At 50.5% G+C, this 26,210-nt stretch carries 14 protein-coding genes; 11 read left to right on the plus strand and 3 right to left on the minus strand.

The genetic code is table 11. The features are described from left to right. Window positions 1-156 precede the first annotated feature (156 nt). The 7 genes from M2298_RS03025 (at window position 157) to M2298_RS28225 (ending at window position 19,510) form a co-directional block, all read left to right on the plus strand. Window positions 157-10,371: an Ig-like domain-containing protein gene (locus M2298_RS03025; protein WP_280648211.1), complete on the plus strand. Its 10,215-nt coding sequence runs from the start codon at window positions 157-159 to the stop codon at window positions 10,369-10,371. After that, the gene (locus M2298_RS03030) at window positions 10,368-11,357 is read left to right on the plus strand and encodes an RCC1 domain-containing protein (protein ID WP_173598274.1); all 990 of its coding nucleotides are present in this window, start codon (window positions 10,368-10,370) and stop codon (window positions 11,355-11,357) included. Before M2298_RS03025 ends, M2298_RS03030 begins: the two co-directional genes overlap by 4 nt. 138 nt (window positions 11,358-11,495) lie before the next feature. Further along, complete coding sequence (locus M2298_RS03035) at window positions 11,496-16,841, plus strand: RHS repeat domain-containing protein (RefSeq protein WP_280648212.1); 5,346 nt, start codon at window positions 11,496-11,498, stop codon at window positions 16,839-16,841. 17 nt (window positions 16,842-16,858) lie between these two features. Next, complete coding sequence (locus M2298_RS03040; RefSeq protein WP_173597497.1) at window positions 16,859-17,437, plus strand: hypothetical protein; 579 nt, start codon at window positions 16,859-16,861, stop codon at window positions 17,435-17,437. 556 nt (window positions 17,438-17,993) lie between these two features. Next, window positions 17,994-18,317: a methyltransferase domain-containing protein gene (locus M2298_RS03045; protein ID WP_173597496.1), complete on the plus strand. Its 324-nt coding sequence runs from the start codon at window positions 17,994-17,996 to the stop codon at window positions 18,315-18,317. 73 nt (window positions 18,318-18,390) lie between these two features. Beyond that, window positions 18,391-18,897, plus strand: coding sequence for a hypothetical protein (locus M2298_RS03050; protein ID WP_280648213.1), 507 nt, complete (start codon window positions 18,391-18,393; stop codon window positions 18,895-18,897). 241 nt (window positions 18,898-19,138) lie between these two features. Then, window positions 19,139-19,510: a hypothetical protein gene (locus tag M2298_RS28225; RefSeq protein WP_371736957.1), complete on the plus strand. Its 372-nt coding sequence runs from the start codon at window positions 19,139-19,141 to the stop codon at window positions 19,508-19,510. 117 nt (window positions 19,511-19,627) lie between these two features. On the opposite strand, the gene M2298_RS03060 is transcribed toward M2298_RS28225, so the two are convergent. Continuing rightward, complete coding sequence (locus tag M2298_RS03060) at window positions 19,628-20,092, minus strand: VOC family protein (protein ID WP_122964288.1); 465 nt, start codon at window positions 20,090-20,092, stop codon at window positions 19,628-19,630. A gap of 129 nt (window positions 20,093-20,221) precedes the next feature. Between M2298_RS03060 and M2298_RS03065 the strand changes: the two genes are divergently transcribed. From M2298_RS03065 to M2298_RS03080, 4 genes are all read left to right on the plus strand, one after another. Next, window positions 20,222-21,133, plus strand: a complete 912-nt coding sequence (locus M2298_RS03065; RefSeq protein WP_122964287.1) for a helix-turn-helix transcriptional regulator — start codon at window positions 20,222-20,224, stop codon at window positions 21,131-21,133. Between the two features lie 773 nt (window positions 21,134-21,906). Further along, on the plus strand, window positions 21,907-22,311 hold the full coding sequence (locus M2298_RS03070; RefSeq protein ID WP_122964284.1) for a DUF4279 domain-containing protein: 405 nt from the start codon (window positions 21,907-21,909) through the stop codon (window positions 22,309-22,311). 631 nt (window positions 22,312-22,942) lie between these two features. Then, window positions 22,943-23,569, plus strand: a complete 627-nt coding sequence (locus M2298_RS03075) for a hypothetical protein (protein ID WP_173598633.1) — start codon at window positions 22,943-22,945, stop codon at window positions 23,567-23,569. Window positions 23,570-23,680: 111 nt separating this feature from the next. Beyond that, window positions 23,681-24,424: a suppressor of fused domain protein gene (locus M2298_RS03080; RefSeq protein ID WP_122964275.1), complete on the plus strand. Its 744-nt coding sequence runs from the start codon at window positions 23,681-23,683 to the stop codon at window positions 24,422-24,424. 52 nt (window positions 24,425-24,476) lie between these two features. On the opposite strand, the gene M2298_RS03085 is transcribed toward M2298_RS03080, so the two are convergent. Both M2298_RS03085 and M2298_RS03090 read right to left on the minus strand, forming a co-directional pair. Beyond that, the gene (locus M2298_RS03085; protein WP_173598632.1) at window positions 24,477-25,547 is read right to left on the minus strand and encodes a hypothetical protein; all 1,071 of its coding nucleotides are present in this window, start codon (window positions 25,545-25,547) and stop codon (window positions 24,477-24,479) included. Further along, window positions 25,531-26,064 carry an RNA polymerase sigma factor gene (locus tag M2298_RS03090; protein WP_122964273.1) on the minus strand — a complete coding sequence of 178 codons (534 nt, stop codon included), beginning with the start codon at window positions 26,062-26,064 and terminating at the stop codon, window positions 25,531-25,533. Before M2298_RS03090 ends, M2298_RS03085 begins: the two co-directional genes overlap by 17 nt. Window positions 26,065-26,210 lie beyond the last annotated feature (146 nt).

Below are 26,210 nucleotides of genomic sequence, written 5' to 3' on the forward strand. Positions count from 1 at the left end.
TAATATAATTCGCCTGAATGCAACAGGAATATTTTACTATTTTTGCTGTGAATTTCATACCTTTGCAAACTGTTGACAGGAGGGAGAGGTACCATTTTCATTGGGCAAATGACACAGCCGCAACCAACAAATCAATCCAGATAAGGAGTCACGTGAATGAACCAGGCCTTCATCCGTTTATTCAGTATGTTCCAAGCGTTCCTCCTGGTGTCGCTCCTGCTTTTGCAGCTCGTTCCCGCGCATGCGGCGGCGAGTGCGGACAGCAAGACGTACCTGATCGGCTTCAAGAAACAGGAACGCGCCAAGGTCCGGGCGATTCAGCGGTCATCGGTGGAGCCACTCACCGGACAAATCGTGGTCGCCGAACTGACCGAAAGCGAGAAACAAGCGATGCTGGAAGACGAAAATGTCGCCTACATCGAAGAAGACAGCGAAACCGAGCTGGCGGAAGCAAGTCTCTCGCCGAGCCAAAGCCAGCAAGTGCCGTGGGGCGTCGAGCATATCGGTGCCGCCGCTGCACACAGCCAGCAGTACAAAGGACAACGCATCAAAATCGGGGTATTGGATACCGGGATTTCTGCCCATCCAGACTTGGAGATCAAGGGCGGTGTGTCCTACATCGAAGGGGAGGACGATTTTGGCGACCAGCACGGCCACGGTACGGCTGTAGCGGGAGTCATCGCCGCCCAGGATAACGATTTTGGTATCGTCGGCGTCGCGCCGGAAGCGGAATTGTACGCGATTAAAGTGTTGGACAAAAAAGGCCACGGGACCTACTCCAGCATGATCCAGGGGATCGAATGGGCGATTCAAAACCGGATGAACATCCTCTCGATCAGCGCGGGCGGTTATGTAAACAGCCGCGCCTTGCACGACCAGATCAAACGGGCGAACGAGCACGGCATTCTGGTCATTGCGGCGGCGGGCAACCGGGGCTTGGGCGAAGAAACCGAGCTGTTCCCAGCCCAGTATGCGGAAACGATTTCGGTCGGTGCGGTTGACCAGGAAGATCAGCGCGCCGATTTTTCCAGTGTCGGAAAAGAGCTGGACCTCATGGCGCCAGGGGTGGATATCCGCAGTACCGCGCCTGGTGGAGATTTTCAGACGAGGTCCGGCACTTCGCTCGCTGCTCCGCACGTAGCGGGGGCGGCGGCCGTGATTTGGTCGGCGAAAGGAAACATTTCTAGCACTGAGCTGCGCGATCTGTTGACGAAAAGCGCCAAGCCACTGGGCGAGTCCCGTTTTTATGGCAAAGGGCTGGTGCATTTGGAGAAAGCGCTAGGGCAAGGGGAAGCTTCTGCGGAAATCGAAGCGCTTTTGCCTTCTGTTTCAGAACTCAAGCTGGCACAGGGGGAAAGCCAGCCGCTCAAAGTCACAGCCAAGCGCACAGATGGCTCGGAACAAGACGTGACCAAGCGGGTCAGCTATGCCGTGCAGGATGAGGCCATTGCCAAGGTAAGGGCAGCAGGACTTGTGAGTGCTGTCGGGCCGGGTGAAACCAAAGTAACCGGAGAGTTGGAGGGACATCACTTCGAGATTTCCGTTACGGTGACCCCGCCGGAACCGCTGCGTCCACTGGCAGGGCTGGACAGTCCGGAAAATGGCGAATGGACGAGCGGCCTGTTGAATGGAAAAGGGTGGTATCTTGACCCTGCGGGAGTGGCGAGCATTCATGTGTTAGTCGATGGAGCCGAAGCAGGAGAAGCGCAGTACGGTCAGCCACGCCCGGATATCGCGGCGAAATATCCGGCGTATGGCAATCCAAACGCCGGGTTTACGTTCCAACTGGACACGCAAACACTAGCGAGCGGAGCGCATACACTGGCCGTTGTGATTGAGAATACGGCTGGCGAGAAAACGACCATCGCGGGCCGAGCCTTTTATGTCGGCGAAACGCCGTTGCCGGAGGGCTTGCAGGCGGATGTCCAAAAGCTGGAGCTGGCTCCTGGCAATAGCCACCCGTTGAAGATATCCGTCATTTTGGAGGATCGCTCGGTCCAAGACGTGACGCAGCAGGCGACCTATGTTTCCTCTGACCCGGGAGTTGCTACCGTGAGTGAGACGGGAGTCGTGCAAGCGGTTGGAGTTGGCAGCACAAACCTTACCGTCACCTACGAAGCCAAGACGCTGGTCATCCCGGTACAGGTTCAAGTCAAGGAAGAAACGCCGCTCCCTGCGCGCGGGGAAGTGGAGCGCCCGGCAAACAACGCCACCGTAGCGGGTCAAGTGCTGGTGGAAGGCTGGTACTTGGACCCGGCCGGAGTGGCGAAGATCGAGGTGCAACTGGACGGAACGCGGCTGGGGGATGCGCAGTACGGGCTTGCCCGTCGCGACATCGAAACAGCTTACCCGGACTACCGCAATCCGGCGGCAGGTTTTCAGTTCCTTTTCCAGACAAGCGCTGGGCAAGAAGGGGCGCATGTGTTGAAAGTAACGGCTGTCAGCAACGACGGCACGGAACATGTGCTGGCGGAGCGAGCTATCCTAGTTGAACAAGAACAGCCAACGACAAGCATCTCGGCTGCGCCTGAAAAAGTAGAAGTGGCTCGCGGGAAAACGCAACAGCTACGCATTTCGGCTGTCCTTTCCGATCAAGAGACAAAAGACGTGACCGCAGGAGCGACCTATGCCGCAGACCATCCGCATGTGGCCAGTATTTCGCCAAGCGGAATGGTCACGGGATTAGAAGCCGGACAAACGACCATCACCGTCCACTACCAGGAGCATGTGCTGACCGTTCCCGTAACGGTGCGGGAAGCGGCAGGCTTCATCCAAGGCGGAATCGATACCCCACCGGACAACGCGACCATTAGCGGCGTGTACCCGATTACGGGCTGGTATTTCCACTCGGGCGGAGTCGCCAAGGTGGAAGTGCTGGTAGACGGTGCTCTCCAAGGAGAAGCCGCCTACGGCATACCCCGTCCAGAGGTAGAGATCACAGATGTCTCCTCGCCGAATCACGATATCGGCTATCAATTCGATCTCGATACAAGCAAGCTCCAGGAAGGAACGCATACGCTTTCCGTACGCGGAACGGGCCAAGACGGGACGCAGACGATGCTTGGGGAAAGAAAGATCCACGTCGTTCCGCTTTTGCCAGCGAAAAGCTTGCGGGCAGACCGCACTGAACTGAGCCTCGCAGAGGGAAAAACGCATCTACTCGTGATCAAGGCGATCTTGGAAGATCAGAGTGAGCATGACGTCACTAAGTTAGCTCGCTATATGGTGGATAACGCGTTAGTAGCGAAAGTAAACACAGATGGCCTCGTCACCGCCATTACACCTGGCACGGCAAACTTGACCATTACCTACGGACAGCAGAGCCTCTCGATCCCCGTCACAGTCACGGAAGCCGGACCACTGTCCGCAATGGGCGAATTGGAGACGCCCGTCCAGGGAGCTGTCATCGAGGGCACAAGCACGATCGCCGGATGGTTTTTAGCAGCGACTCCTATTACGCGTTACGACGTTCTCGTAGACGGAACGAAGAAAGGCGAAGCAAAAGCAGGCATCGCTCGCCCGGATATCGCCTTGCTGTACCCGGATTATGCAAACAGCCACGCCGGTTTCAGCCTGACGCTGGAGGGATCCGACCTGTCAGCCGGGGAGCATACCGTTGCCGTGGTGGCCATTGACCCGGAAGGCAAGTCGCATCCGTTGCCAGAAAAACGCTTCGTCATTGGAAAACAACCCCCGATCCTTCGTTTGCAGCCACAAGAGCCAACCGTCACCTTGCCGAAAGATTCCAGCCAAAAGCTGACGATCTCCGCGCTACTGACGGAGCAAACGACCAAAGAGATCACAGGAGAAGCACAGTACACGGCAGAAAAAGCCGAAATCATCCACATCAGCCCTCTCGGTGTGGTAACGGGGCTGCAAGTCGGCCAGACCAACGTAGTCGCAAGCTACGGCGGGCAATCCGTTACCATCCCGATCACCGTAACAGAGACAGAAGCCGGGTCCACGCAGCCAAAAGGGCAATTAGAGCTGCCATTTGACCGCGCTGTCATCGGTGGCGTGACCACCGTCCAAGGCTGGCTGCTCGATCCGTCTGGCATCGCCAAAGTCGAGGTGCTCGTGGATGGACAAGCTGTGGGCACCGCCGAATACGGCGAGCCTCGCCCGGATATTGCGGCGATGTATCCGCATTACCGCCAGGCAAACGCCGGGTTCCGCTACCAATGGGACACGCTTCCGTTCGCCGAAGGCACGCACAAGCTGACCATCCGCGCCACCAATCAGGCGGGACAGGAAAGCCTGGTGCTGGAAAGAGACGTGGTCATTGGTCCCGTTGCCAAACTGACCGCCAATCTCACCCAGATCGCATTGGAAAAAGACAAAACGGTGACCTTCCAACTGACCGCCACCCATCGTGACAACAGCTTCAAAGACGTCACCGCCGAAGCGACGTACGCGTTTGAGAACCCGGCCCTCGCCAAAATCGAGGCGTCGACTGGCTTGATCACGGGCCTGTTGCCAGGCAGCACGCAGTTGCGCGTATCGTATGCCGGAATCGTGCAGACGTATCCGGTGCAGGTCCAAGGAGACGGACCGAGCCACGGCGGAGAAATCGACACACCGTCAGACAACGAAGTCATCAGCGGAAACTACCTCGTCACGGGTTGGTTCCTCCCTGAGGGCGAGTTGGACAAAATCGAGGTGCTGCTGGACGAAACCGTTTTGGGCGAGGCGCTGTACGGCACCGAGCGCCCTGATGTGCTGCGCACGTACCCGGGCAGCCAAGGCGCGAAGCCAGGCTTTTCCTACGGGCTGCGTGCAGAGGAGCAGCCAAAGGGAACGCACAAGCTGACCGTTCGGGTTACCGAAAAAGACGGAAAACAAACCAACCTGGAGAGAACCGTAACGATTGTCGAGGCGATCACCGAAGAAAATCGCTACTGGCTGCAATTTTCCAAGGAACAGGGCAAACACAACTGGTCCTACCTGGAGGCCAAGGAAGAGCGCTACACCGAACTGGTGTGGAACCAGGAAAGCGAGCAGTGGAAAAGCCCGCAAGGCGAGACGATCATCGGGAATACGTGGATGCACATCGGCGGCTCCGATCCGGTCATTCGCTGGGAAGCGCCGCGTTCCGGGAAGATTCACGTCGGCGGCTGGGCGTCCATGCTCGAAGGAAACGAAGGAGACGGCGTTAACCTCCGCCTTTTGAAAAACGATACCCAAATCTGGCCGTCGGCAGGCTGGCAGTCCATTGCGTTCAACGATCAGATTGGGGTGGAGCTAGCGCAAGAGCTGGAAGTCGAGGCGGGAGACAAGCTGTATTTCCAGGCGCAGGCAAAAGAAACCGAGGTGGGGGATTCATTCAAATGGACCCCGGAGATTGACTATCTCTCCACGAACATCCCGGATAACGCCGCGCCGCGTGTGTACCTCACCACCCCCGTTACGGGAAAAGTCATCGATCAGGTGAACGGACAGGATGTCATTCCCCTTTCCGGTTGGGTCATGGACCCGAATCTGGGGGATCGCGTCAGCCTCTGGTATCAAATCGACGAAGGGGAAGTGCACCAGATCGCTTCGTTCTTGGCGTCAGAAAACGCCTCCGCCTTTTTGTACCACGCTCCGGTGCAAGACCTGAAGCCAGACGACGTATACTCCCTGAAAGTCTGGGCCACCGATCAGAAGCAGGACCTGTCTCCCGTGCAGCAGGTGGACTTCACCTTGGATATGCGCGCACAGGCCAAGGAAAAAGACCCGGTCTATATCGAGGCAACCTGGAAGAGCCCCGCGAACAACGCCGAGTTTCATTTGGGAGATCGCATCGTATTCACCTGGGATTACTCGCCAGACTATCCATTCAGTGTGTATGGGGACAAAATAACGAGTCAGGAATTGACGATTTATATTACGCAATCGGGACAACTCACGCCGACGATCAAGGAGAAGCTGTCTGCCAAAACCCGTTCGTATGAGATGGACACATCCATGATTACGAAAAACGCTACGGTGGAAGCGCGGCTGCGTACCGTTTTGAACATTAGCGGTGTGCCGTCGTACGTGGAAGGCTCCACGATCAAGCGGAATTTCAAGATTTTGTACGGCAATACGGCGCCCATCATGGAGAGCACGGAATTTGATGTCATTTACTCAGGAAACACCGGACTTATCACCTACTCGATTGTGGAAAAGGATGCTACAGACAAGCTGGTGGCACGGAAACTTCGGGTCGGCTGGACGCCGGGTGGGAATGAGGTGGGAGAGACAATGGAGAACCTCCCCGAGGATAATCAGGCCAAGCGAACCTCGAGTCGCTACCAATTTCCCATCACCAAAGACATGCTGTTTCGGACCATCTATTGGACCGCGCAGGCCCAAGATAACCGCGGAGCCTGGTCGGAGCCGCAAGTCTACTCGGCTCGTCTGGTGGATCACCTCCCTTATCTGGCGGTCTACACCCCTAAAGAGAAGCGCATTATCGACTTGAAGGAAACCTTTACCCTGGATGGTACGTACAGCCGCTTGCAGGCAGGAGATACGCTCACAGGAACGATTTACCCGGCGACGTATGCCAGGAAAACGACGACCACGACTGGTTCAGCTGGTTATTGGAGTATGAGCTGGCTGGGCCAGGAGCTGGGTGAAGGTACGTATACGAATACGGAGGTACGCAGCGCAAGCAAACATGTCGCTTCTTACAGCGGAGTCCTGGTCGTCGAACGGAAACCGGGAGCGCCGGTCATTGTCAAGACCGAGCCGACCAAGAACGCCATCACGGTGTACTGGAACCCGAGCCCCGGAGCCAGCACCTACCAGATCCGCCTGGATAACCATCCTCTGGCGCGAGATGTAGGGAACGTCACCAGCTACACGTTCTCCGGCCTACAGCCAGGCCGCGCCTATACGATCATGCTGTGGGCCTACAGCCCATCTGGAATCAGCAGCTACCCGGCTTCGATTTCCGTGGAGACGCTGCCTGCGGAGGAAAACTTCACGCTGTTGCAGGAAAACAGCCCGATTCGCATGTACTACCCGGCGGAGCAGGCGAAATATTTCAAGCTCACCGCCAAGACGAGCGGCACGTACCAGTTTACGTTGACCAACGATTCCAGTTCCCTCGCCTCAGGGAAAATCGCGGTGTTCCGCAGCGCGTCTCTGCAAACGCCGGACCAAATCGCTTCCGGTGAAAACGGGAGTGTCAGCGCGGCATTGGTCGCAGGCAAAACGTACTATCTGTCCGTCCAGTCCCGCAGCTCCTTGTACGCGACGCTCCTGGCCAAGGCGAGCGGAGAAGCGATTGTGTTCAACCAGGCCAAGGAACTCACGATTCCGGCCGGGCAATCGGTCGAGCTGTCCATGAATGCGCTGATTCCTGGAACCTACCGCACCGTGGTCCAGCTGAAAAATCCAAGCAACAAATACCCGACGGTCGCTGTGCTGTCCAACGGCACGCTCGTCAGTCCGAAGCAAAAGCCAAGCGAGGCCGAGGCCGTGTACGAGCTGGCATCCGGCAGCTACACCGTCCGGCTGACCAACAACGACACCACTGCGCTTAGCCTGTCATTTACCGTCTTTGCCCCACTGGCAGGAGGCACGCTGTATGAATACGTCTACGATGCCAACAACCGGATCACGGCGATCAAGGAAAACGGCGCCAACAGCGTCACCTTCACCCACGATGAGAACGGAAACTTGCTCAAAAGCGTCAAGCAAGCCGTCTCGCCTCAGCCAAAGGCAACCGCATTAAAGCTCGATTCGGACAAAGTGGATGTGTCCTCCGGCGGCTCGGTGTCCATCCAGGTAACCGCGACGCTGGAAAATGGCAGTCAGGTGGACGTCACCTCACAAGTGACGGTCATCGTGGAAAATCCATCCGTGGCGTACATCAGCAACGGGCGTGTCTACGCCGTCAACGGCGGGACCACCCAGGCACGGCTGTACTACGGCGGACAAACGAAGACACTCACGATTACCGTAAGCGCTCCGGCGATCTCTTTGTCGTCCATCAGCCTGAGCCCGGCGCAAACGACCCTGGCAGAAGGACAAATCCAGCGCGTGTACGCCACCGCCTACTACACCGATGGCAGCAGCAAAGACATCAACAGCGTCGCCAGCTTTTCTTCCTCCAGCCCATCCGTGGCGCAGGTGAGCAGCCAGGGCGTCGTGACCGGGATCGCCCCGGGAACCGCGACGATTACCGCTTCCTATAACGGCAAAAGCGCTTCTGCTCAAGTAACGGTGCAGGGAGCTTACTTGCTGGGGCTGAAAGCCAGTCCCGCGCAGCTTTCGCTGGCAGCCGGAAACAAGGGACAACTGAGCATCTACGCGCAGTATTCCAACGGAGTCGAGGAAAACGTTTCGGCCAAAGCCCAATACACCAGCGGCAACCCTGCGATTGCCTCGGTCGATGGCATGGGAGGCGTGGTGGCAACTGCCGCCGGAACGACAACCATCCAGGTCACCTACGGAGCGAAGACCCTTTCCGTTCCCGTCACAGTGACAGGAACGGTCGTCAGCTTGCAGACGATCTCGGTTCGTCCGGAGTCCGTCAGCATGAAAAAGGGTGCAACCCAGCAACTGGAAGTCAAAGCAACGTATAGCGATAACAAGGTGACCGATGTGACCAGTCAAGCTTCGTACCAAGTCGCCCAACCCGCGATTGCCACAGTTTCAGCAACTGGGTTGATAACAGGAGCAGCCGTTGGCTCTACGACGATGACCGTATCTTTTGGCGGTAAAACCGTCTCTATGCCTGTACAGGTCACAGAAGCCCAAGAGCCGGTGCAGAGCCTGACTGTAACGCCTGCCAAACTGGAGCTTTTGGTAGGAAAAGCACAGACCCTGCAAGTGACGGCAACCTATAAAGACGGCAAGGAAGAAAATGTTTCCCAAAAGGCCACGTACACCAGTAGCAACGCCACGATTGCTTCCGTAAGTAGCAGCGGTGTAGTTACAGCACTGGCGGAAGGCACGGCGCAAATTACGGTCCAATATGGCGGAAAGAGCATCTCGGTTCCGGTCACGGGAAGTGTCGTCAGCTTGCAGACGCTCGCCGTTCGTCCAGAGTCCGTCAGCATGAAAAAGGATGCAACCCAGCAACTGGAAGTCAAAGCAACGTATAGCGATAACAAGGTGACCGATGTGACCAGCCAAGCCACCTACCAAATCGCCCAACCCGCGATTGCCACGGTTTCAGCGACTGGATTGATTACGGGAGTGGCAGTAGGCTCCACGACGATTACGATTACGTTTGGCGGCAAAACCGTCTCTGTGCCTGTACAGGTCACAGAAGCTCAGGAGCCAGTGCAGAGTCTGACCGTAACCCCTGCCAAACTGGATCTTTTGGTAGGCAAAACGCAAACCTTGCAAGTAACGGCCACCTACCAAGACGGCAAAACGGCAGACGTATCCAAGCAAGTTACGTACTTGTCGCAAGATTCATCCATCGCAACCGTCCAGCCTGACGGGTTCGTCACCGCTGTCAAGGCCGGAAGTACGAGCCTCACTGTGACGTATGAAGGCGTGAGCGTCAACGTACCCGTTGTCGTCACGGCGGAGAACGCGGTAGTGGACATCAAGATCGTTCCAGAGGCCATTACCTTGCTGGAACATGCGACGAAGCAGCTCGCAGTCAAGGCTGTACACGCAGATGGAACAGAGTCCGACATGACCGACAAGGCTCAGTACACTGTCGATGACCCGTCCATCGCATCCGTAAGTACGGGCGGTTTGCTGACAGCTAAAAAAGCAGGAACGGCAACGCTTACCGCAGCATTTTCCGGCAAGCAGCGGAGCGTGGCGGTGAAAGTGAGTGACCCTGGCGTCCAATTGCAAAGTTTGTCTGCCGGAATGGCATATACACAGATTTTGCGAGCGGATGGAAGCCTTTGGGCAACCGGACAAAATGAGCACGGGCAGCTAGGGAATGGAACGATGCAAAATCAGACGACACCTGTTCCGGTTATGGTGGATGTCGTCGTTACACAACTGGAGACAACGGCGAATCTCGTAGAAATGAATGCGTACGAGAGTAAGCCATTAAAGGTGACAGCCACGTATGCAAACGGCCATGCGCAAGATGTTACCGATCAAGTCGTATATGAAAGCAGCCAGCCAGAGATTCTCCAAGTCGATCAGCATGGAGTCATGACATCCGGCGAAATGGGAGGGAAAGCGAGCGTTGTCATTCGTTATTACGATCAACAACTGACCATTCCTGTGCAAGTCAAAGGGATTCCAAGAAGTGTTCAGTACATCTCGGCAGGAATGAATTACACGCTGATCATGACAGATGACGGAAGCTTCTGGGCGACCGGACAAAACGAGAGTGGGCAGTTGGGAGATGGAACCATGCAAAATCGGAATAGCCCGATTAAAATCATCGGTCAGGAACCTGGGAGGGTAACAAAATGATCTGGAATAACCACAGCATCCGAAAAATAATGTGCTCTTTCATCATTGTACTGACCGTATTTGGCTTACTGGGAGAAAGGGCTCATGCCGACAGTAAGGTCAAATCAAGTGCGGCCGGGAAGTACCACACCCTCCTTTTAAAAGAGGATGGAACCGTGTGGTCTTGGGGCCTAAACGATGATGGACAATTGGGCGATGGAACGAAGATCGCCAAAACGACCCCGGTTCAAGTAGCTGGACTCACTGACATGGTAGGCATTGCTGCCGGAGCCAATTTCAGCCTGGCTTTAAAAAACGATGGAACGGTTTGGGGATGGGGCTTTAATCGGGACGGTCAATTGGGCGATGCTAACAAACAGCCTAAAGTAGTACCTGCACAAATAGCTGGTTTGTCCAATGTGACGGCGATTGCGGCTGGCGAGGTGTATGCACTGGCATTGACACGCGATGGAACGGTCTTCATGTGGGGAGTCAATATGGGCAATTTCACAAAAAATCGAACACCAGTGAAAGTCGAAGGTCTGGCCGAGATCAAGAGTATTAAGGCAGGAGCCACTCACAGTTTGGCTCTCAAAAGTGACAATACCGTGTATTCATGGGGAGCCAACGATTTTGGACAGCTCGGTCATGGTAACCTGACCCCCAGTGGCACCCCACAAAAAATTGAATCTCTTACCCAAATTGCTGAGATCGAGACAAATGCCTTGAGCAGTTACGCTATTGATTTGGAGGGCCGGGTTTTTGTCTGGGGAGCCAATGCTTCCGGTCAACTGGGAAATGGAACAACAGACGAGCAGACAAAACCTGTCCTCATTCCAGAACTGACTTCCATCAAGAAGATTTTTACGGGAACTTTTGCAGCACACGTTTTTGCGTTGACGAACGATGGAACCGTTCTAGGCTGGGGAGCCAATGAGAACGGGCAACTTGGCAACGGCACAACTACCCCTAGTTACAAACCAATTCCGATTACATGGTTCCCCTAACCAACACCAATCCCCCCTTCTCACCAAGGGGGGACTACTACCCATGATGGAGGCCCTATGAAACACCTTTCCATAAAAGCACTCATCTATCTTCTCTGCCTGGCCTTATGCATCACCCTGCTCCCACCAGGAGCAGCCTTGGCCAACGAACCATCCCAAGAGCCGCTCCCACAGGAAGCGCAGGACACTACCAACACCGCATCCACACCGGAAGCTGTGGCCAACGAACTCCAGCAGTCCATCGCGGACGAGCAGCTTGTTCCGATCGAACAACAACCCGCGAAAAGCGATCCGACCACCTTTACCGAAGCGGATATCGCCAAGCTGCCCTGGACACAACTGGACGCTTTCACCGCCAGCGAAATCCACCGCACGTTTGACCGGGAGCTATTGACATTTGCCGCCTATTTCTACTCGGATCTGGAACAGCTCCTCACCGAAGAAGAGCGCGCGCAAGCCAAAGCTTTTACCGACACAGACCTTCTTTCCCGTTATCAATCGGTGACGCCAGACCAACAGCAGTTGCTCCAGAAGCTCACACCGCTTATCCCGGCGAAAATGGCGGAAATCCACAAGCTCGCAGAAACGATGGACATCCAGGCAGCGACGCCGCTGCCGCCTACGCAGTACACGGAAAAAGAGCAGGAGTTTCACTTCGCCCGTTCCAAGACCGAATCATCGGTAGACGACGTGTACCGGGCGGCCAATCTGGTCGAGCAAGATGTGTACCTGCAAGGCAAACATGGTCTGGACGTGGTCCTGCAACGCCGCTACCATTCTCTGGGCAGCAAAATCAGCGTGCCCGGCTGGAACGAAACCGAGACAGGCAACGAAGCCCATTCCTCTCCGGAACGATTTGCGACCGGCTGGGACTTCAACGTGCCGAAATTGGAGATCGTCTCCCGCGAGCACTCCGCCTCCGTGAGCGACGATTCCCGCAACCCGGGGCAAGAAATCTACACCACCCGGATCTATGATCTGCCGGCGGGCAACCGTTATTTTATTACGCTCGAAGACGGAACGTCGCTCGAATACCACTACAACCAGTTTGTCAATTACCCGTACAAAGATGCCAGCTTCTCCGTGGAGCGACTGAACAGCAACTACACCTTGTCCTTCCGCAACTGGATTTACGAGTTTGATTTGCTGAGAGGGACGATCGTCAAATCGAACATCTACGGCGATAAAATCACGTACACGGTCAGTAGTGACGGCGAGCTCATCTCCATCGAGGACAGCGTCGGGCGGTATGTGGTCCTGAAAAGAAGGGGCGTCAACGACCGGACTCAAGACCTGATCGTCTACAAGGACAAGTCGGAAACGACGGTGCTCAAGCACATCCGCTACCATTTGGAACAAAAATCGGGCTTGGCCATCTACACCCAGCTCACTCGTGTGGAGGTGCTCCCGCCAGGCGGCAAAGGAAACGGCGCGTACACCACCGCCCGCTACTCGTACCATAACCCGCGCACCAAAGGAATGGCCTATTTCAACTTGAACAAAAAGTACACGTTAGACAAGGTCGCGACGGATCAAGCGCTCCAAGAGTCGCCCAAATATTGGGCCGAAGACAAAAAGACGCGGAAGGAACTCGACTATTTGCTCATGCAGGAGGCCAGCTACCCGCTGCAAGGGCTGTCGATCCAGTATGAGTATCGGCCATACACACTCGATCAGACGTCGATCAAAGACGGACTGGTGCGCATGTTCCAAGACCGTTACGCCCTCAGCTACATCTCCTATCACCCGGTGAACAAGGTCACGTACAGCTACGCTCTGCAAACGCCAAAAGGCACCAACACATACCGTTTGGAAAAAAGCTATGCGAATAACGACACCTTTTACGAAATCTGGAAAATGCCGAAAGAGCAGCTGCCCCGGCTGAAAAACATGGCCGATCGGCATGGCGATACGTTCCAGGTCACGGAAACGGAGCCGTCCCGCTACACCCGTTCGCTGTTTTACCGCATCAACGCAGACGGAACGCCGCTGCTGCGAAGCGCGAAGACGACCGGAATCAGCCAGGGAGGAACGTCGATTGCGGGGGCGAAATATGCCGTATCGTACAACCCGACAACGTATACCACCTATGCCTATTCCGGCCGCCAGACGAAGCCGACCTACCAGTACGTATTTCTGGAACCCGTCTCCGTGTCCGACCCGGATGTGTTTTCGTCCTATTTAAAAGAACCCGTTCTGTCCAAGCGCGCCGCGTACGCCGCCAAACTCAACAACTACGCGCAAGAGACGTACTACGAATACAACGAGTACGGGCATCTGGTCAAACAACTCGCGCCAGACGGCATCTTGACGACATGGACGTACGATCTGGAAAGCCAAGGGAGATTCCGGACCTTTTCCTTACTGAAGGCGACGCGGACGCAAGCCACCGCCGCTTCCGGCGATCCGTATTACTCCAATCTGTCCTACGAGTACAACGATCAGTATTTGCTGCGAAAAGAAACGGAGATCCACTCGTATCCAGCGAATCTGGCGGGGTACAAAAGCCAGACGACAGAGCGCACCTACGAATACACGAACAAACAGCTTTACTCGGTCACGGAAAACTTCGGCGGCAAGACGAGAATGCAAACGTTTCCCGCCTACGACGCCTACGGCTTGCAGCCAACGCAAATCACGGTGGCCGGGGTCGAGCTGGAAAGCGGCAAGACCGACGTCCTGACCTTCTCGTTGGACATCGATGAACAAAGCCAGGTCAAAAGCCAAACGTACCCGGACGGGGGCAAAGTCACCTACGACTACGACACGCTGGGCCGTCTCCTTTCCGAGAGCTATCGGAACCAGGGATCAACGCGCACGATTTCGTACACGTACCGCGATGGCGATGCCACGGGCACCAAGACAGCAGGGCCAGGGGTGGTCGAACGAACCTTGCCAGACTCGTCGCGGGTTATTACGTACTACACTCCGTATGGCGATATCGCCTACCAGGAGCAAAAGGGGAAAAACGGCGGCACGCGCCCGCTCGTGGAAAACGAGTTTACGCCAGACGGTTTGCAGGTCAGCCGCACGATTCCCTACGGAAACCAGGCCAAGAGCACCTCTTATGCCTACGACTGGGACGGCTTTGTTTACCAAACGACGAACGCTCTCGGAACGACCCGCTCCCATCGCAACAACGCCTACCGCGACGGCAGCAGCTACTTGCCGCGCCTGACCGAACAAACCGTGGCACCAAACGGCTACATCGTCACCACCTACCGCGACCTGTACGGCCGGGTAGAGAGCACCGAGGAAACGACACAACAAGACGGAAAGCGCCGTGTCACAAATGTCCAGACAGACCGTTTCGGAAAAGTCACGGACAAAGAAGTAACCGACGGCAGCACCTCGCAACGCTGGACCTTGCGCTACGATGCCAACGGCCAACTCGTTTACCTGCGCGACCCGGAGAACAACGTCAACGAATACGGCTATGACGGACTCGGCAACCTCGTCACCGTCGTCGAAAATGGCACGACCTCCGCCGTGTACACGTATAACGCGCTGTCTTGGAAACTATCCGAAAAGAACCCGGAAACCAAAGCCGAGCAGTACACCTACGACAAAAACGGCTCAGTCAAAACCTTCCAGGACAAAAACGGCGTCCTGTTCAATTACCAATACTCGCCGTTTTACGAAATGACGAAAGTGTCCGCCGGCAATGGCTTCTACGAAGAACGCACCTACGATCCGCTCGCTGGCTCGCTTTTGACGGAAACCAACAACTACGGCCAAACCGTCCGCTACAGCTACGACGAGTTCCGCCGCCTGAACAACCAAACGATGATGGGAAAAGACTACCAGCTCGTACACACCGATCAGGACGATGCCATCGACGCGCTGATTTACCCGTCGCGCAGCGCGGTATCCGGCTCGGCCCCTTCCATGCGGGTCGATTACGCCTACGACAGCGCCGACCGCCTGAGCAGCGTGACCATCCCAAGCGTCGGCACCACAACCTACACGTATGACATCAAAAGCAACGGCGAAACCAACACCGTTTCGTATCCCGGCCAACCGAACGCGATGCAGAAAACGATGAGCTCGTTTGCGGAGATTACCGGGATCAATCACGCGGACGGCTGGAGCGAAACGAACGGCTACGACCTGTTTGGCAACATCACGAGTCAAAAGCGCGGAGGAGCCACCTACGGCACATTCTCCTACGACAAGCTGTCCCGGATCAAGGAAGAGACCATCCAGGGCAACACCCGTCAATACACCTACGACCGCCGCGGCAACCGCCAAGCCTACGCCAACGCACCAGCAGACTCGACGCGCTCGTACGAACTGAAACACGACCTGTTCAACCGCCTGACCGAATACAAGGACGACAAAGGAACCACGACCTACACGTACTACCCGGGCGGCCTGCGTGCCACCAAACAGCAAACCGGAGCCGTAACCGACACCACCCACTACGTGTACCTGAACGGACAAGTGATTGAGGAACTAACCCAAGACGGCCGCGTCAAAGCCCGCAACGTCTTCGGCAACCAACTGATCTGGCGCAAAGACTACACGACGAACCAGGAAGGCACTTACTACTACAATAGCCACGGCGATGTCGTGAAGATCAAGGGGCCAAGCGGCAACGTCCTGAATACGTATGAGTACGACATCTGGGGCAACCTGCTCGCGGACAAGGTCAAGGAAACGATGCCCAACCCGTTTGCGTATGCGGGGGAAATGTACGACAAGGAGAGCGGTTTTTACTACCTGCGGGCGCGGTACTATGATCCGAAGATGGGGAGGTTTATTTCGGAGGATACGTATAAGGGGCAAGTGGATAATCCGCTTTCGTTGAATCGGTATACGTATGTAAGTAATAATCCATTACGATTCATTGACTCTTCTGGGCATACGGAGACTATTGTTGGGGATGGTACCCCAGGTACGTACTATTATTATGACAAGCAGGGGATCAGAAGGGTTCATGGAAGCAAGGAAATCGATTACGAATATTATGACGAAATATTTACGGTAGAAGGAATAAATGGAATTCCTAATGTAGGTGGATTAAGAGAAAATTATGTCGGTAGCGCCAGAGAATTAGAAGGATTGGAAGATCCGCTCACGTATGTTAGTGTAGGAGGTGGCTTAGCTCGAGGGCTTTTAGTTTCTACAGCTAAAACAGTAGTTAAAAGTGTTGCATTCAATAGTGGAAGAGCTGGGGAGCTTTATTTAGCCAAACTAGTCGGTGGGAATGCTAAACCCGTTTATTTTAAAACCTCACTAGGGGCAAGATATGTAGATGTTTTAAAGGATGGTATTGCCTATGAATCTAAAGTAGGCTATAAAACACTTACAGCTTTTAATAAAAAGCAAGTATTAAAAGATGTTGAGTTATTGAAGAAAGGTACTGTCGATTCTGTAGAATGGCATTTCTTTAAAAGTGAAATAACTGGTAAAAGTGGAGCGTCGCAACAATTACTGGATTTTCTTACTCAAAATGGCATAAAGTACACTATTCATCCCTAAAGAAGGAGTTGTTAATAATGAAATATTCTTTAATGGAACCACATTTTATAATGAAATCTTTTCAAGAAATGAATAAAAAAGAAGCTCAACAGCACTTTGATTGGTATATTAGTGAAATTTCTAATCGAATAAACCAATTGGCGAGTTATTATGATACTAATGGGGGAAAAAAAGAAGAATTGGATTTTTCACCAGAGTCATTAAAGCTAATATGGGCTTGGTTTATTCCATTAATTAAAACAACAATAAAAACAAGTGAAGAAATTGAAACTGAAGTAAAAAATGCTCCTGAATGGTTAAGAGAAACAATTGAAGCGGGTAAAGAAAAGCCTAGTACCGAAACGTTAGCAATTGCAATGGATATTGCTATCTATTTTGCTGAAGTGTTTACCAAAAATTTCAAACAATTAAAATGGGGTTTTATAGGAAAGCCTAAATCTCTCGCTTATGTAAATCGTCCTGTATTGGTGGGTTTCAAAAGCATGGAAATGGATCCAAGGGCAATTGTTTATAACCAATTGCTTAAATCTATGAGAGGTAGTAAAGATTCTAATCTCTTGTTTAATCTCTTTGAAATATGGAAAAATGATATTTAATATTCTGTACTAGATACTTCAAAACTTCATTCGAGCAACATGAATTGTTACCCAAGAAATAAATAGGATTTTAAATAAGCTTGTTGAAAATTTAAGCAGCTATGAGATGACTCTTGAATTCATCAGGGGTCCTCTTTTTTAATATCCACTGGTAATGAAAGGAGTAGCAAATCTAGGTAGTAACTAAAATGTCACTGGGATGAAGTGGCAAAGGCCATTAATCGTCATTTAAATTGGGAGTATGATAATATTCAATACGAAACACTTGATGAAGCAATAGCAAAGCTAAAAACAGAATAACTGATTACAAAGACCTTGGGGGCAGCAATCCTCAAGGTCATCTTTTTACCCACACCCAGTGTCGAATGAATCGGGCGGTACGCCTCTATACCAGAAGTCATCTCTGCTGTTTTATGCATCATGGAGAACTGAATTCAAGACTCGGCTTTACACCTGAGACAAAAAAAGCGGTACAGTGAAAACCTTTTAAGACAGAATGGAGATATTCAACTATCAGTAACCATCGCTCAACGAGATAGGGCTTTCAGATAAACTAATGAATTTAGAATTAGGTAATAACCCAATTATTGAAGCAATTAATGTGGACATAAAAGCAGGCAAAGGAGTAAACGTTATTGCAGATGCAAATAAATTACCTTTTGAGAACGCTTCTTTTGATGCAATTGTGTCTGTTAGCCCTTTTGAATATAACCCGTTAACATCTGATGCATTCAGAATCTTAAAAGAAGGGGGCACATTTACTATTGTGGGTACCTATAATAACAAGTATTTTAAGAATGTATTTAACGCATCAGAGCAAGAACTTAGTAGTGCGGGTTTTGGATTGTTATATAAAGGTAAACCAGTTGAAGGTTTATGAACTAGTTTTCAAACTAATGGTCAACCAATCAAATCAGATACATTAAAACAGATTACACTGTATAAATTACATTTTGACTAAGAAATGGGTGAGTAAAATTAGAAACGTCCTTGATGTTACTGGTAAGCTATTTGATCAAGTAGATTTTACAGAAGCGACATTATTTTTCCACGGTCATAGAGAATTACCCGAATCAATAGCAATCGAAGTATGGGGTCTTTCATTTATAGAAACACAACAGACAAAAGATTACTATGTATCAGGAATTGCGACTATCAGCTTTGAAGGAGTGACATCGGGTCTAATAGAGGTTTCGTTATACCAAACAAATGAAGATGATTTCATTAAAATCAAAAATGAGAAATATTTAACGTTAACAAAAAGCTGGGGGAAGCCTCTAGGTTTTGAAGAGTATCAATATCATCTAGGGGGAGTATTAGACTGGCCAAGAGGTTATTCTCAATTAGGTATTAACGCAACTGGAAAAGTGACAGTGTCATTTGAAACAAATAATTGTGTATTAACTAGCGACTATGTAAGAAATCCAGAGAAATATACGTACAAGGGGAATAGAGACTAATCTACGCAAAAAGCGTAACACCCCAAACGAGTAACCAACTACTGGGACTGACCCCGTAACGTGAGACAAATCAAAACACCTTCAAGAGAACACGCCCATGTCGTAAGTAGGGGGACAACCTTGGAGGTGTTTTTGTGTTGGCAACTAGAGTTAGTTATCCCATAGAAATTAAAATGAAAGCAATTGAAATGCGCCTTGCAGGCGTCACCATTGAGATCATCTCAAAGAAACAAGTGAATTAATTGAAACAGGCTATGTAATCAGGCCAGCCAAGACAAGAAATGTTCATAGGAAACAAGTCAGTCCTCATCTGATTTATGAGAGATTACATGCATTAGAAGAATACTTTGGTTTGGACAATTTACGAGTGAAAACGATTCAACGTAGCGGGATGATCTGGATGGGAAAACAACTGCTAGAACGTGATGGTCAACTCGGAAAAGAGCAGTATTATGAGATCTGTGCACGGTTCGGCGTAAACAAAGTCATGAATGGCAACAAGCTAGAGTATATGTGGTGGGGATTAAAAGACTTCGTAAATCCAGACATGATTGCTGCATTGTACAAGAGTAACGAACCTAGGGGATGTAATTCCTCTGGGGAAGCAATATAAAACTAAAAATTTATTGTAAATTGATGGAGAAGGTGAACAAACAAACGATTCCCGTTCTTAGCGGGAAAATAAAAAATGGTCTTCTCTTCGGTAGCAAGACCATTTTTTTGAATGATTTTACCGCTTGTCTGCAATTACCCTGTCCAGGAAAATATCCGCGTCGCTGTTGAACTTCCAGGCTACCCCGAATTTGTCAACCAGCATCCCGAAACACGATGACCAAGGCATATTGCCTAACGGTATGATCACATGGCCGCCAACGGACAAAGCGGTGAAGTATTCCTGCAGTTTTGATTTGTCGTTCATGACGAGCGTAATCAGCATGTTATTGCCTTGAACGACTTCCCCCGTTACCTTCTTCATCGAAGGCAGGACATCCGACATCATGATTTTTCCACCTTCGAAGGCTATAGACGACTCCATAATCATGTTCAACTCATTTTCCGGCAACGGGTAGTTCGGGTCTTGAGGAATATCCTTGAACTTCACTGCTTTCACTTCACTTGCGCTCAAAGCCTCTGCATAAAACGCAATGGCTTGCTCTGCAACCCCATCGAAATTCATATACACAACTGCCGCCATAAAATGAATACCTCCTCCTTGTTCTAGCTACATATTAAGCTATAATAGGTGACATCTTATGTGTCGCTTATTCGTATTGCGTTAAAAAGAAATTTCATTGTTGAGCGCAAGGCAAACGGGAGGCTTTAAATGAACAAAGTGGAGCGGCTGATTTCGATTGTGATGATTTTGTTGCAAAAAGAGGTCATGTCGGCGGGAGCCTTCGCCAGCCTGTTTGGCGTCAGCAAAAGAACCATTCTGCGCGACATGGAAACGCTGGGACTTTCCAACATTCCGATCTATGCGGTTCACGGGGTTCATGGCGGCTATGCGATAATGAATACGTACAAATTGGACAAGCGTCTTTTGAATCAAACGGATCTGGAAAATGTGTTGACGGCGCTGAACGGGCTGGGGCAGTTGATGGTGAGCAAAGAAGTGGAAGCCACTATTCAAAAGATCGCGTCCATGGTCGGCACCGCATCTCGCAATAGCATGATTCAACTCTCCTTTTACGATTGGGAAGGACGCTCGGATCTCCTCCCCATCTTGAACGAATGCCAGCAAGCCATTGTACAAAACAGGCTGGTTGCCTTCGACTATCTGGATCGCAAGGGGATTGCCACGCACCGAAGGGTGGAACCGCATCGCCTTCATTTTAGTGAAAGAAGCTGGTATCTCAGAGGGTTCTGTTTGGAGCGCCAGACTTTTCGAACCTTCAAGCTGTCCAGGACAGACCGGTTCAGGATGGAAGAGGCCCGATTTGTGCCTAGAGACGATAGCGAGGACCACATAACGGAACTTGATTATCAAAGCCCGCTTGTTGCGATTAAAGCACGGATCTCTCCCCGCGTGAAGGAACAATTCATTGAGCGCTATGGACGAAAATGCATGGATGCCTCTGATCCGGAATACCTGATTGCCTCGATCAGCATTCCTCAAAACGAGGACGGTTTTCGCTTTTTAGCCGGTTTTGGTACGGACGTGAGGATCATGGAGCCTTCGTCGTATGTCGAACAATTCAAAGCATTTTTAGCTGCCATGAAGGACGCCTACTCGTAATATTGTATCTTCCATTACATCAGCTATGTAGATATTTATGAAATGCTATTGGCGGACATTCAGCGCCATGCGCGGACAGCCGAGGAAAAGCTCTTTTGTGGAGATGCTGGTCGACGTAAGCCAGAAGCAACAAGAGAAAGAATGGGGGGCAGCTCTCAAGGAACGGGACAAGCTGACCAAGCGGGAGAGCGAACTGCAAACGATTCAGCGCAAGCAATGCATTGGGGCGAATTACAGATCAGCATTATGTGGCGCTGTTACGAGATTTTACAGCAGAGCAAGCGCAAATCAAAGAGCGCTTAAAGCTGCTGGAAGAACTGCTTAGTCAGGCAGAAAGCAAATGTGGGCCTCTTTTCACCGTAAAGATGGTTGCAGCAGAACTGTTGTCACGTTTCTCTTTCCATCTTCCGCTTTATCATGGAGGATACGTATAAAGGGCAAGTGGATAATTCGCTTAGTTTGAATCGGTAGACGTATGTGGAGAATAATCCAATTATGTTCATTGACCCTACGGGAAATATAACGTTTAAGGAAGGATGGGGCACTTTTACTGATCCTGCCAGTTATGAAAAAGCCATTAATACCGTTACGAGTATTGAGAACTACAAGCCTGCACTGGAAGCACTCGCAGACTACTAAGTCTTGGACAATAAAGACTTTAGAAGATTTTTGGATTAGCAACACTTAAACTGGTCAAAGTATTTTTTTGAAAAGAGAGGGTTAGGCAATGGTATACCTACTGAGGAATTTATTGATAATTAGGGAGGGGAAGAATGAATAAGACTAGCGTAATGGTAGAGTTTACTCTAACTGGAGACCAGTTTAACCCAGACTTTATTGCAGAGAGATTGGAAATTAAACCAAATGAAATCTATTATAAAGGCGAGCAAGCAAAGCATAGAAAAGCTGTGAGAAAGGAGACTTGCTGGTCAATTAATACGGGATATCAAGAGTCTCTTGATGTTAATATTCAACTTAGAGATGTTATTGAAAAAATAAGGCCCAAAAAAAATGATCTTAAAGAGTTGCAGGTAGAGAACAACCTCGAAATCAAATTTTGTATCGTTATTAAAATTGAGGAAAATCAAACACCTGCTATATATTTAGATAGTGATATAATAGCATTTGCGCATGAAATAAAAGCAGAATTTGACTTTGATTTGTACATCTACTCATAAGTAGTTCACGAAGGTATTTCAGTAATTTCGTGTAAATTATGCTCAGTTTATATTGTTTAAAGAGATGGCTTCTTACTTAATTATAGAGGTCATCTTTTTTGTTTCCCATTGTATGAGCATACCATTGAGAAATAGAATGTGGCTCAGCACAGAGTGTCACAATGTTTAGGGGTAGCATCATCAGTTGCTTATCGCACTTATTTGAACAAAATTCGGTGCCAAAAAGCTATAGTGTGTACCTGTACGAATGGGTAAAAAAGACTGTGATTAACCTAGATACTACGCAAGGCAGCTACTGCCGCATATCGAATTTCTAAACAGATCGTTTGGGACGAAAAAGTTTCTGGCAAGGCACTGGATCGCTCGCTTCGATATCAACGATCAGGGAAGTCACTAAGTGATTTTTAGAGGAAGGACTAAAATAAATGAGAGTGATTACATCTGTTATCATACTCCTTGTAGCCCTAGTTATCTGCACAGCTTGCGAAGAACAAAACAACATCTTTACCCCAAATTATAATAATGAACCTACTTCCAGTGTAAATTCAGAAGAGCTCCATACTAGGGTTACTAATTCAAACCATGAGGCGATACTACCAGATTCCATTAAAAACAAGAGGGGGAACACCCAGTGCGACTGTGGTTGAAAGTAATGTGGGTCATCACTATACTCGTTAATTTATCAGGTGTTATCTGGTTTGTACTGGGTTCGACTGCAAATTTTCAACGGGGTATAGACTTAATTTCCACAGTAATACTTGTGTATCTAGGTATACCCTCCATTTTATTGATAGTCGTTTCTAGTTTTCTATTATTGAAAAAGTGGAGTCCAGCTAGGTGGTGGGAGGTCATTGGGGTTTTCATGATCATGACTGCCATGCTTGTACTGACTCCACATTTGTATAAAAACGTAGAGACGAGCGGATGGTTAACAGAGAAACTAGAGACGGATTCCATCCAGCAAACCTCAGATCAGCGCTATATGTACTGTTTAGAACTTATTAATTTGTTTCAGCAAAATGGCTCAGCTCGCTTGTATTTAAAAAATGCGAATACACGGGAGGAACTTAGAATCGCTGTAGACCTATCGTTAACCAAGATTCAAGGAATATCTTGGGGTGAAGTGCCCCGCTTTATTAAGCTTGAGCCAACAAACGACGCAAATATATACATCCTGCATACAACCGAGAGCTTTCCTATTCCAAATGAAAAGTTTGAAATTCATATACAAGAGAAAACATCAGTAAAAATAGGCTAATAGCATGTCCTGAATGAGAGCGATTCAAATTTTAACCTCTATCCCCCATCCAAAACAACCGATGTAATAAAAGGATAAAAAATCCAAAGTCCAAGAAAGCGAGGCACCACCATGAACTTTTTCAAGAAATTGTTTGGCGGCGTGGAAACTGACGAAAAAGCAAAGGACGGCACTGCGATTTATACCTACAACCAGCAAGCTGGCTTTGAACCGCCGGCTCCGATGAAATATGTAGACGATGTCGTGAACCACTTTCAAACGGTTTTTGCCGGGAGAGAGAGCAGCGTTTTCCATGAGATCATTTCCGATACCATCCATATTGATGTCAATGTCATGAGCCCGACAGAAGAAGAGCCATTCTGGGTGCTGTACACAAACGGGATGAGCGATTTGCCGATGACGATTCCGGATGAAGTGCAGGAGCAGATGGAGGAAGTGATCGATCGGGCGGAAGTGATGATATTTTTGCCAGCCTCCTGGGAGCTGACGGAAGAGTCGCTGAAGGATGAAAATCTGTACTGGCCGATCCGGCTGATGAAGCAGATGGCGCGTTTTCCGCACCAGTACAATACGTGGCTCGGTTACGGACATACGATTCCGAATTATGCGGAATACGAGCCGTATGCGGATGGGACAGGACTGAATGGCGTCATTATGTTCCAGCTCTCCGAGGAACTCAGCGTCATTTCTGCCAAGGACGGAACGCAGATTCACGCCTACTTCTTGCTTCCACTGTATAAAGAAGAGATGGACTACAAGCTGGAGCACGGCATGGATGCCTTGTTGGACAAATTGTTTGAACTGGGCGATGAGGCGCTCATTTTAAATCCGAACAGAAAAAATACGTGCAAGTAAAATGCGAAAAAGCTGCTGACCATGACCCGAGTCAAGTCGGCAGCTTTCTTTGTTATTTTTCCATGCGGATGCTGTAAATATTGCCGACGTCCAAATTGTAAAGGTGGATGGAAAAGCTTGGTTTCCCTGGGCTTCTCAGCACATAGCCGCCCCAATCTTTGCCGCCGTGCGCTGTATATCGGCTGATGTCCATGCCAAAAATGTCTTGAATGAGCGGCTTGGTAACAGGAATGACTTCATCCAGCGCTTTGATTTTGTACATATCTGTTACATAGTCCACCTTGTACACTTGACCTGTCGTTGCTCCGACTGTCACCGCATAGTTCGCTTGTTTGTTGTCGAGCTGCCAAGTAGCTTCGCCCGTCTCTTTCCTTTTTTTGGCTTCGGTAAAGGCAAACTGTTTTTCGTGGGAGAGGCGCGTCAAGGCTGTTTGCGCGATGGAGATTGCCTTTTGATCCACGTCTTTTGGGTTGTAATTCAATGCGAAACCAGCGACTTTGTTTGTGGCAAAATCGACTTGGACGTGCTGATTGCCCGCAAGCTCGAAGGAAAAATAGTGTTCGCCCATGCCTTTAAAAAACCAGCTTTTCTGGAAGGCAACCTGCTGGGAAGCCTCCTTGAAGGCGTTCTGCGCCGTTTCTACATATTTTTGATAGGGCAGGATCAGTTCGTTTGTGGCAAATTCAGCGGCAACACTGCGAACTTCTGTCGTGCCAGGCTGGAACGTTACGATGGCTTGGTAATCTTTTGCCCGGACAATCGTGTATTCCGCGTCTTTTTCGATCTCGTCAAAAGGAAAGGTTTTCTGAATGCCGCTCGCTGCTTGTACGGCTTTTTGGGCAGCGGCAAAATACGTTTGCTCCTCAGGAGTCAAAGCTGCCTGACTCGTTGTTTCTGCCGGAACAGCAAATGGTTTCAGCCAGAAAAAGCCGAGCAACAAGCCGCAGGTGATCAGTCCATTGGCCATCCAGCCGTAATACGCTTTTCGTTTGTTCACTTTTTGCAGTTTGCCTCCTTCTTTTCGTACACCTTCCAAGATCGCCTGGCTGCGTTCCCGGGAAAGGCTTTGCTTCGGGAATTGGTTCAATTCCTCCAGGATGATCTGCTCATCTTGTGATGGCATCGTGCATCACCTCCGCAATCGAAACATGCATTTTGTTTTGAATCGCCTTCATCGCTCTGTGTAACGTGAGATTGACCTTGGCTTCCGTCCAGCCCAAAACCTCCGCCGTCTCCTTGCTCGATAATCCCTTGATTCCGCGCAGGATCAAAACGTCCCGATACGAACGCTTCAACTGATTGATCAGCTCGTACAGCATGCGCTTGTTTTCGCTTAACTCCAGTGACTCCTCGGGTGTTTTATCGCGCGAAACGAGATGCTGCAAAAACACATCCGGCAGCCAGTTGATCAGCTTGGCTCGGCGCTTTTCATCAATGGCTACGTTTCGCGCAATGGCAAACAGCCACGTTTTTGGATTCTCGATCTCTGTTTGCTGTGCTGCTCTCAGGGCACGAATAAAGGTCTCTTGAACCAGATCGTCGATATCTTTTCGCCCGGTGTAATAGACGAGAAACCGATAGACATCTTGGCTGTATAAATGAAACCATTGCTCGATTCGCGAGCCAGTATCTTGATTCAAAAGGGTTTCACCTCCTTGTCCCTGTAAAGACGAATAAAGGCTTGGCAATCTTTCACTTGTCCGAATAAAAATATGAACCTTTCAAAAGGAGCAGTCAAATGCTTCAGCCAGAAAAACTTGCTCCCGGCGAGAGCAAGAGTGGCGGA

Origin of the sequence: Brevibacillus sp. 1238, assembly GCF_029892995.1 — a bacterium.
Classification (GTDB): Bacteria; Bacillota; Bacilli; order Brevibacillales; family Brevibacillaceae; genus Brevibacillus; species Brevibacillus parabrevis.

Bases quoted from the DNA above. Each gene is read 5' to 3' on its own strand.
- M2298_RS03025 (WP_280648211.1), top strand. From the start codon at position 157: ATGAACCAGGCCTTCATCCGTTTATTCAGTATGTTCCAAGCGTTCCTC.
- M2298_RS03030 (WP_173598274.1), top strand. From the start codon at position 10,368: ATGATCTGGAATAACCACAGCATCCGAAAAATAATGTGCTCTTTCATC.
- M2298_RS03040 (WP_173597497.1), top strand. From the start codon at position 16,859: ATGAAATATTCTTTAATGGAACCACATTTTATAATGAAATCTTTTCAA.
- M2298_RS03045 (WP_173597496.1), top strand. From the start codon at position 17,994: ATGAATTTAGAATTAGGTAATAACCCAATTATTGAAGCAATTAATGTG.
- M2298_RS03060 (WP_122964288.1), bottom strand. From the start codon at position 20,092: ATGGCGGCAGTTGTGTATATGAATTTCGATGGGGTTGCAGAGCAAGCC.
- M2298_RS03065 (WP_122964287.1), top strand. From the start codon at position 20,222: ATGAACAAAGTGGAGCGGCTGATTTCGATTGTGATGATTTTGTTGCAA.
- M2298_RS03070 (WP_122964284.1), top strand. From the start codon at position 21,907: ATGAATAAGACTAGCGTAATGGTAGAGTTTACTCTAACTGGAGACCAG.
- M2298_RS03080 (WP_122964275.1), top strand. From the start codon at position 23,681: ATGAACTTTTTCAAGAAATTGTTTGGCGGCGTGGAAACTGACGAAAAA.
- M2298_RS03085 (WP_173598632.1), bottom strand. From the start codon at position 25,547: ATGCCATCACAAGATGAGCAGATCATCCTGGAGGAATTGAACCAATTC.